General features: G+C 65.1%; 1 protein-coding gene. It reads right to left on the minus strand.

All coding sequences use genetic code 11. The annotated features are described in order from the left end of the window. Window positions 1–218, minus strand: a 218-nt coding sequence (locus HX773_RS25840) for a DNA repair protein RecO (RefSeq protein WP_218168366.1), incomplete at both ends; no start/stop codon positions are given.

Genomic DNA, 218 nt, shown 5'->3' on the forward strand with positions numbered 1-218 from the left:
ATCCACCTGCAGGCGGTACATCCCGTCAGCCGCCAGGGGTTGGCCATGGATATCCACGTCCAGGGCAAAGCCGTAGCCGAGGTCATCGAGCAGTCGCCACTCGAACGAGCGCAGCAATGGCTCCAGCGGACGACCTTCGGCCAGGGCGAGCAAGGTGGCGGCATAGTGGTCGAAGACCGCGGGATGCGGGTCTTCGGCGGGTAGCAGGCGAATCAGCA

Source organism: Pantoea sp. B9002 (assembly GCF_013385945.1).
In the GTDB taxonomy this organism is placed as follows: Bacteria; Pseudomonadota; Gammaproteobacteria; order Enterobacterales; family Enterobacteriaceae; genus Pantoea.